This is a genomic window from Rhodoferax sp., from assembly GCF_039922535.1.
Classification (GTDB): domain Bacteria; phylum Pseudomonadota; class Gammaproteobacteria; order Burkholderiales; family Burkholderiaceae_C; genus Rhodoferax_B.
This window is the reverse complement of the sequence record NZ_JBDTEM010000479.1, coordinates 1-8,006: the sequence shown is the minus strand read 5'-3', so window position 1 is coordinate 8,006 and position 8,006 is coordinate 1. Positions and strand designations below refer to the sequence as shown.

9 protein-coding genes are annotated in these 8,006 nt (G+C 63.4%); 2 read left to right on the top strand and 7 right to left on the bottom strand.

The genetic code is table 11. The annotated features are described in order from the left end of the window. A partial coding sequence (locus ABI213_RS22605) for a dihydroxy-acid dehydratase (protein ID WP_348028760.1) occupies nucleotides 1–1,167 on the bottom strand: 1,167 nt, incomplete at its 3' end. 106 nt (nucleotides 1,168–1,273) lie between these two features. Beyond that, nucleotides 1,274–2,068 (bottom strand): FadR/GntR family transcriptional regulator, encoded by a 795-nt coding sequence (locus ABI213_RS22600; protein ID WP_348008463.1) that lies wholly within the window; start codon nucleotides 2,066–2,068, stop codon nucleotides 1,274–1,276. 180 nt (nucleotides 2,069–2,248) lie between these two features. Here ABI213_RS22600 and ABI213_RS22595 point away from each other — a divergent pair, with 180 nt between their 5' ends. After that, entirely contained in the window at nucleotides 2,249–3,172 is a 924-nt protein-coding gene (locus tag ABI213_RS22595; RefSeq protein ID WP_348028758.1) for a 2-dehydro-3-deoxygalactonokinase, read from the top strand. 3 nt (nucleotides 3,173–3,175) lie between these two features. Continuing rightward, a complete protein-coding gene (locus ABI213_RS22590) occupies nucleotides 3,176–3,796 on the top strand; it encodes a 2-dehydro-3-deoxy-6-phosphogalactonate aldolase (protein ID WP_348028756.1) in 621 nt (206 codons plus the stop codon). Nucleotides 3,797–3,870: 74 nt separating this feature from the next. Here ABI213_RS22590 and ABI213_RS22585 read toward each other — a convergent pair whose 3' ends face one another. From ABI213_RS22585 to ABI213_RS22565, 5 genes are all read right to left on the bottom strand, one after another. Then, complete coding sequence (locus ABI213_RS22585) at nucleotides 3,871–4,401, bottom strand: GNAT family N-acetyltransferase (protein WP_348028754.1); 531 nt, start codon at nucleotides 4,399–4,401, stop codon at nucleotides 3,871–3,873. A gap of 81 nt (nucleotides 4,402–4,482) precedes the next feature. Further along, nucleotides 4,483–5,400 carry an L-lactate dehydrogenase gene (locus tag ABI213_RS22580; RefSeq protein WP_348028752.1) on the bottom strand — a complete coding sequence of 306 codons (918 nt, stop codon included), beginning with the start codon at nucleotides 5,398–5,400 and terminating at the stop codon, nucleotides 4,483–4,485. Between the two features lie 114 nt (nucleotides 5,401–5,514). Then, nucleotides 5,515–6,732, bottom strand: a complete 1,218-nt coding sequence (locus ABI213_RS22575; RefSeq protein WP_348008468.1) for a GGDEF domain-containing protein — start codon at nucleotides 6,730–6,732, stop codon at nucleotides 5,515–5,517. Next, nucleotides 6,725–7,459, bottom strand: a complete 735-nt coding sequence (locus tag ABI213_RS22570) for a transporter substrate-binding domain-containing protein (RefSeq protein WP_348028750.1) — start codon at nucleotides 7,457–7,459, stop codon at nucleotides 6,725–6,727. The genes ABI213_RS22575 and ABI213_RS22570 overlap by 8 nt, the downstream gene beginning before the upstream one ends. Before the next feature lie 117 nt (nucleotides 7,460–7,576). Further along, nucleotides 7,577–8,006, bottom strand: a 430-nt coding sequence (locus tag ABI213_RS22565) for a TIGR02594 family protein (RefSeq protein ID WP_348028748.1), incomplete at its 5' end; no start/stop codon positions are given.

Genomic DNA, 8,006 nt, shown 5'->3' with positions numbered 1-8,006 from the left:
CGGAGCCAGGTTGCCCCGCAAAATCGCCAGACCACCCTGCTCTACTAATGGCTGGCTGAGGGGGCGAATCACCTCGTTGTTGAAGCACTCGGCGTGTTCCACGTTTTGCGCCTGGGTGCGGTTGTTGACGGTAATGGCATCGCCATGCAGCAAGCCCGCTTCGAGCAGGCGCTTCATCACCACGGGCAAGCCACCAGCGTAGTAAAAATCCTCCATCAGGTACTCGCCCGACGGCATCAGGTTCACGATGGTGGGAATGTCGCGGCCCAGGCGGTCCCAGTCGTCCAGCGACAGCGGCACGCCCATGCGGCCGGCGATGGCGATCAGGTGGATCACGGCATTGGTGGAGCCGCCGATGGCACCGCAGACGCGGATGGCGTTCTCAAAGGCTTCGCGGGTCAGCACGTGGGACAAGCGCATGTCGCGCTCGACCATATCGACAATCATGCGGCCCGAGCGCTGCGCCAGCTCCAGGCGGCGCGAATCCACAGCCGGAATCGCGGCGTTTGTCGGCAGCGACACACCCAGCGCTTCGACCATGCTGGCCATGGTGCTGGCCGTGCCCATGGTCATGCAGACCCCGGCAGAACGCGACATGCAGCTCTCGGCCTGCATGAACTGCGGCAGCGTCATCTTGCCCGCATTCACAGCTTCGGAGAATTTCCACACATGGGTGCCCGAGCCAATCGGCTCGCCGCGGTAGTTGCCGTTCAGCATCGCGCCGCCCGACACCACCAGCGTGGGCAAATCGACACTGGCCGCGCCCATCAGCGTGGCGGGAGTGGTTTTGTCGCAGCCCGCCAGCAGCACCACGCCGTCCAGCGGATGGGCGCGGATGGCTTCTTCCACATCCATGCTGGCCAGGTTACGGTACAGCATGGCGGTGGGGCGCATCAGGGTCTCGCCCAGCGAGGACACGGGGAATTCGACAGCAATACCACCGGCCTGCAGCACGCCGTGCTTCACGCGCTCGGCGATCTGGCGAAAATGCTGGTTGCAGGGGGTGAGTTCGCTCCAGGTATTGCAAATGCCGATGACCGGGCGGCCATCGAAGCTGTCGTCGGGCAGACCTTCGCTTTTCATCCAGCTGCGGTGGATGAAGTTGTCTTTGCTGGTGCCGCCAAACCAGTGCTGGGAACGGCGTTTTTTAGGGGATTCGGTGCTCATGTCGGCCTCAAAGAGAGTAGCGCTGTCGTTGATTTAATAAATCATACAAATGACAGCGCATTCTACGATCAGGACAAACCCTTGGGCCGCCCATCGCCACGTCTTGCTACCCCGGTGAGCCTACCGAATGGACCCCATGGCCCGCCTTGGCGACCACGTCGGCAGGTGCATCGGACAGCATGTCCGAGCGCTGCATCAGGTCGCGGGTGTCCGACAGCATCACCGACATACGGTGCAAAGCCCGCTGCGCATCGCCTGCGCGGATGGCATCCAGCACCTTGCGGTGGTCGGGCAGTGCGTCGTGAAAGTCGCCTGCCTTGCGCGCTGAGATTCCCAGCAGGGCCTCCAGTGCACTGCCGATGATGGCAGCCAGTGGCACCAGCAGGGGGTTGTTGGTGGCCTGCAGGATGGCGCTATGGAAGGCCAAGTCGGCCTCCACCCATTCATTCACATTGGCCGCACTTTCCATGGCATGGAACGCTTCCTCCAGCACCACCAACTGCTCAGGGCTGCGGCTGCGCGCAGCCAGGGCGGAGGCGGCGGGCTCGATGATTTCGCGCATTTCGGTCAGATGGCGCAGGAACTGCGCGTCGGGCCCGGTGGCACACCGCCAAGACAGCACATCAGGATCCAACATGTTCCAACTGGCCTGCGGGCGCACCCAGGTGCCGACACGGGGGCGCGATTCCAGCAAGCCCTTGGCGGCCAGTACTTTGATGGCCTCGCGCAGCGCGGTGCGGCTCACGTCCAGCGTGCGGCACAGCACCTCTTCGTTGGGCAGCAACTCACCCGCAGGATAGGCCCCACTGACCACATCGTGGCCTAAAGACTTGACCACCTGCCCGTGCAGATTCCGACCCGAATAGGTGGCCGAGACGCTTTGATTCGACGGAGACCGCATCACTCATAACTCCAAGGCAGGCCGGGCAGACGCCGGTGAACATCGTCGCATTGTGACACCGGGACACAATAATAAATCATACAATCATTGCAAAACAAGCATCCGTCAAGGGCCTTAGAACGCGTTCCATGGGTTCCCATCATGCCGGAATGATGACCACTGCACCGACAAGAGACTGCTATGACACCAACACACACCCCCTGGATCGGCGTGGACTGGGGCACCACCCACCGCCGTGGCTACGCGCTGGCAGCAGACGGCAGTTGCACCACTGAAGCCAGCGACGACCAGGGCGCACTTACCACCCGCGGGCGGCACGCCGAATCTCTGGCTGCATGGCTGCCCACGCTGGGCGCATCTGCAGATGCTGCCGACTGCCAGGTACTGATGTCCGGCATGGTGGGCAGCGCCTTTGGCTGGCAGGAAGCCCCCTACGTGGGCCCCGGGGTGCCTCTAGAAGCCCTGCCCCAGCACCTGGTGCACATCAGCGGCCACGCGCAGCGCTACATCGTGCCCGGCTACTGCGTACGCGACGCCACCGGCCAGCCCGACGTGATGCGCGGCGAAGAAACCCAGTTGCTCGGTGCCGTGGCCATGGGCCTGCGCGACGGCTGGTTTGTGCTGCCCGGCACACACAGCAAATGGGTGCTGCTGCGCGATGGCCGCGTAGAGCAACTGCGCACTTACATGACGGGCGAGCTGTTCGCCTTGCTGTCCACCAACGGCACGCTGGCTGCTGCCGCCCAGCCTGCCGGAACGGAACCACTGTGGAGCCAAGCCGCCTTTGCCGACGGCGTGGCCGCCGGAGCGCCCGGCGCGCTGGCGCACCAGCTGTTTGCCTGCCGCGCCCGTGTGGTCACCGGCACCATGCCCGCCAGCCAGGCCCTGGCCTACCTCAGCGGCCTGCTGATTGGCAGCGAGCTGCAAGACGTGCTGCAAGACCTGGACACATCCAACAGCTCCCAATTCCATTTGATCGGCTCCCCGGCTTTAGCCGAGGCCTACCAAGTCGCCGCCCGCCAACTGGGCAGCGCCCTCACCCTGCTGTCGCCCCGGGACGTGATCCTGAGCGGCTTCCACTACATCCAAACCCACAAGGCTTGACCCATGACTATCCACTCACCCCGCCTGCCTTTGGTCGCCATCCTGCGCGGCCTGGACGTTGACTCCGCGGAGGCCGTGGGCCGGGCGCTGTTCAGCGCCGGGTTCCGCATCCTCGAAGTGCCGCTGAACCGCTCCGGCGCGCTGGAATGCATCCGTATTCTTTCGTCCATCGCCCCGGTCGATGCCTTGGTCGGCGCAGGCACCGTGCTGCGCGTGGCCGACGTAGATGCCGTCCAGGCCGCAGGCGGCAAGCTGATCGTCTCGCCCAACTGCAACCCCGAAGTCATTCGCCACAGCGTGGCCCAGGGCCTGTTCAGCGCCCCCGGCATCGCCACCCCCAGCGAAGCCTTTGCCGCGCTCGATGCCGGTGCCCATGCCCTGAAAATATTCCCTGCCGAGCAGGTCGGCATGGCCGGCCTGAAAGCCCTGCTGTCGGTGCTGCCCCGCGGCACCCCGATCTGGCCGGTAGGCGGCATCACGCCCGAGAGCATGGCCAGCTGGGTCAAAGTGGGTGCCACCGGCTTCGGCATCGGCGGCCAGTTGTACGCGCCAGCGACACCCGCCGACCAGGTGCAAACACGGGCAGCGGGGTTTGTGGCGGCATGGAAAGCGTGCCAGGGTTAAAAACAGAATTGCTATTGCATTAGTAGCTTCCAGCGCAAGTGGAATATGCGCCGAAGGCCTAAAACACCATTCATCTATCCCACCACCGAAAACACATCTGCATCCACCGCCCGGCCGTGCAGCCACAGCTTGTTACGGGCCACGCACTCCCACACGGCACCGGCTTTGCGGGCCGCTGCCGCGCTGGCCGCATTGCCCACGGCGGCGCTGATCTCCACCCTGTGCATGTGCAGTGTGGAAAAGGCATAGTCGGCCAGCACCTTCACACAGCGGCTGGCCACAGCCTGGCGCTGCGCCGATTGCCGAACCCAGTAGCCCAGATTGCAGTTACGGTGTGTGGGGTGGAATTGGCTCAGGCCCGCACCCCCCAAAAATCTGCCTCCATCCTCCGAGAACACGCCGAACTCGTGGTGGGTCCCCGCCTCCCGCCCGGCATGGGTGAAGCGAAACCACTCCAACGCATCCGCTTCGCTGTATCCCGCATGGCTCCATGGCATCCACGGTTGTAGCAATGCCAGGGACTCCAGCACCGCCTCGGTAAAAGCTGGGGCATCGGAGGCTCGAAATGGCCGGAGCAACAAGCCTGGAGCAGACAGAGTGGTCATGAAAATTCTTCCAAAACGCTATGGTATCCGTAGCTGCTAGCGGAGGTGCACTATGCGCCAACGGCCTAAAAAGCTTAAAAATCAAACCGCCGACGCGATGGCCGCCCGCAGCACCTGCGCAGACCGCTCCAGCGCCTCGCGTTCCTGCGCGTCCATCGCCGGCTCCAGCACCTGCACCGCGCCTGCGGCACCCACCACGGTGGGCAGCGACAAGGCCACACCCAACAAGCCCAGCGCGCCCGTCTGCACGCGGGTGACGGTGAGCACGCGGCGTTCGTCGCGCAGCATGCCGTGCAGCAAATGCGCGGTGACCAGGCCAATGGCGTGGTTGGTAGAGCCCTTGCGCTGGATGATCTCGTAGGCGGCGCGGCGCACCTGGTGGGCAATGTGCGCCTCGTCGGCGGGCAACCAGCCAGCCCAGCTGCGCAAGGGTACGCCGCCCACTTCTGCGCTGGACCACAGCACCACCTCGGAATCGCCATGCTCGCCCACCACCTGGGCGTGGACGGAACGTGGGTCCAAACCCAGCCGCTGGCCCAGCATCTGGCGCAGCCGCGCCGTGTCCAGCATGGTGCCGGTGCCGATGACGCGCTCGGGTGGTAGGCCAGAGGTCTGGGTGAAGTCCCACACCAGCACGTCGATGGGGTTGCTGACGATGACCACAATGCCCTGGTAGTCACGCAGTTGCAGGGCAATGCCGCGCAGGATGCCCAAGTTTTCTTTCAGCAAATCCAGCCGCGACTGGCCGGGCGCGCCGCCTTTGCCGGCGGTGATCACGATGGCCTGGGTGCCCAGCATGTCGGCCAGCGAACCGGCCCGCACCGTGGCCGACGGGTAAAAGGCCGCGCCCTGCGCCAGGTCCATGGCTTCGCCCTCGGCCAGGCCGTCGCGTGCGTCAAACAAGATCACTTCCTGCGCCGCCCCGGTCTGCAGCACCGAGATCGCCACGCTGGCCCCGACCCAGCCGGTGCCGATGATGCCAATCGAAGGTGTGCGCATAGGGAGTCCTTTGAAAAGAATCAGCGTACACCCAGGCCTGCTGCCGCCCTGTGCGCTAGCACAACTCAGCGCCAAATAAAAGTACCTGCAAGAGCACCTGCAGCAGAAAGGCGCTCAGTTCAGGGGGCTGGCGCAGTGGAATCGGTTTTTACCTGACTGCTTGGCGTAGTACATGGCTTGGTCGGCCTTGCGGTACAAGCTCTCGGGATCGGGGGTGTCCTGGGGATCAAACAAGGCCACGCCAATGCTGACGGACACCCGCAACACATGCTCCCCCACGGAGATCGGCTCTGCCGCTGCGCTCAGCAAGCGTTCTAGAATCGGTACGGCATCGTGCGGATGGTGCAGATCCATCAAGATCGCCACAAACTCGTCCCCCCCGAAGCGCGCCAACATGTCGCCGTCGCGCAGCATGGCTTGCAAGTGTTGCGACACGCCCTTTAACAGCCTATCGCCGACCTCGTGCCCATGGGTGTCGTTCACCCACTTAAATCCGTCCAGGTCTAGAAATAGCAGCGCTAGCGGTAGCGTGCGCCGCACGCTTTGGGCCAGAGCCTTGGGTAGCCGGTCGGCCAGTAGCACGCGATTGGGCAGGCCGGTCAGCGCATCGTAGTGGGCGGTTTGCAGCAGTTGCTGTTTGTGCAGATCATTGGCTGCAAACTGCTCCTGCAAAGCCCTCTGCATATGCAGCATGTGGTACGTGAGCTGGTTGATTTCCTGGATTTTGGCGCTGGCCACAGGGTTAGAAAAATTGCCACTGGCAATCGCATTGGCAAAACCGCCCAGGCTGCGCAGGGGCTGAATAACCAGCCGATGCAGCAAAACCACCACCAAAAGCACTGCCACCAACAATTGCGCCAGCGCCGTAGACAGGTACAAAAGGCGGTGCCGAATTTGAGAGTCTGCGGCGAGGTGGTCGTCAATCACCATACGCACCTGGCCGATCTTTACGCCATTGCGCAACACGTCGCGCTCGCCCCGATACTGGTGGCCGATGGCCCGCTCGGGCTTGGCATCTCGGTAAAAGTCAGTAGCCGTTGCCAAATCGACCACCTGGACGCCCACCACGTTGGGCGACTCCATGACCGCCGAAACCACATGGGCCACACCCGACACCTCCAGGTTCCACAGCACCTCGGACACACTTTGGGACAACAACTCCAGCTTGCTCTGCAGTTCGGCCTGCTGTTCGTTTGCGGTAAGGCGGGGCTCCACCCAGCCCATCACCACGCCGCCCAGCACAATCGCCGGGAGCATCAAGCCCAGGGATGTGGCCAGCACCACCACCCACAGCAAAGACCGGGGAGACGTGCGGGGCGGCCCCTCACTCACTGGCCAACTCCGGGCTTCTGCTCCAAGAGTAGCGAGCCTCGATCTTCGCCAATTCCCCCGACTGGCGAATCTGCGCCAGGCCCGCGTTAAAAGTATCACGCAAGCCAGCATCCCGAAAAACTACACGGTACGGTATGCCCTCGAACGCCGCAAACGTGTCGACCTCGAAGGGCCGTTCGGTGAAGGTGCTCTTGCGCAACTGCGCCATCTGGTACGCAAAAATGCGCGCCTCCGCCACTATGGCATCGGCCTGGTGGCCAAACAGCATGCGGACTTGCGAAAGCTGGTTCTGTTGTTCAGAGTAGCGGGGATTGGCCTTTGCCATGGCGGCAAACTCGGCACCCAGGTACAAAGTGGCATTCGGAAAGCCCACTACGCGCAAGTTTTGCAGCTGGGATAAGCGCAATGGCGACGGCAACTGTCCTTTAGGGGCGATCACAACATCCCGGTACTCCACGTACACATCGGAATAGGCACCGGCCACGCCTGAGTCTGCGGTTAAGGTAGAAGCACCGTCCAACTTCGCGTCGCGCATCGCCAAAGGCACCCGCGCCATGGGCAAGAAGACCGGAACCAAAGTGTGCCCAACCGCACGGAGCGCGGCACGGATAATGTCGATATCTAGACCTTTGCCGGTCTTTTCATCGGCAAAAGGGATGAGCGATTGACCACACGCTATACGCACCTCGGCGCTTTGCGCGGTGGCACCCACAAGTAGCAAAACCAACGTCCAACATCTAAGCATTGCGGGCTACCCTTGTGGTCGGCGGTCACATTATTGTTCTGCTAAAAGTTTACACGGCACACCGCTGGCCATGCTGCCATTTAGAACCTATTCACACGCTCAGTGCCCGGATGGCCAGCGGTAGCCGAGTACCGAAGCCAGCGGGTAGCTGTTTTCGCACACGCAGTCCAGTTGGTTACCGCCCAGCAAAATGATCTGCTGCGCGTCGTGGCGCAGGTAAAAGCCGACGTGGCCGGTCCAGCCGCTGGGGTTGTCGCGCGTCAACACCACGATGCAGCCGGGCACCGGCGCGTCCAGCGACTGGCCCCAGTCCAGCCAGGAGCGGGCCAGGGCCGAGCCGGTGCCGGGTATGCCGACCTGGGCCAGCGTCCAGTTCACAAAGGACGAGCACCACGCGGCCTTGTCGTCATAGCCTGCGATGTTGGTGCCTGCGTGGTAGGCGGTGATGCGCGGGTTGCTCTGGCCCGGCGGGGCGGTGCGCACACCTTGCTCGCTGGCAGCCACCAGCATCCAGCTGGCATTAGAGCGA